2 pseudogenes are annotated in these 310 nt (G+C 56.8%); both read left to right on the forward strand.

Annotated elements, in window-relative coordinates:
• Nucleotides 1-157 (forward strand): annotated as a pseudogene (locus ACNQQL_RS36180) (IS256 family transposase); the annotation flags it as partial.
• Nucleotides 158-201: 44 nt separating this feature from the next.
• Nucleotides 202-310, forward strand: a pseudogene (locus tag ACNQQL_RS36185) (IS110 family transposase); the annotation flags it as partial.

Below are 310 nucleotides of genomic sequence, written 5' to 3' on the forward strand. Positions count from 1 at the left end.
CGGCCACTTCCCGAGCGACGAAGCCGCCAGCAAACTGCTGTATCTAGCCTTGCGCAACATCGAAAAGGACTGGAAGATGCCGCCTATCACTTGGCGGCAAGCAGTCAATCAGTTCGCCATTCTGTTCGGCGAGCGATTCACCGCCGCCATGAGCTGAGATTTTTAACCGACCTCAGCACACGAAATTCCTGACACGTCCTCGTCAAGAGCAACAAGAACGATTTCTTGGACGCCGAGGCGATCTGCGAGGCGGCCTCGCGCCCCGCCATGCGATTTGTGACACCAAAGACGGAATCACAGCAGACGCTGT

Origin of the sequence: Burkholderia sp. LFS061 (assembly GCF_047978125.1) — a bacterium.
GTDB lineage: Bacteria > Pseudomonadota > Gammaproteobacteria > Burkholderiales > Burkholderiaceae > Burkholderia > Burkholderia pyrrocinia_C.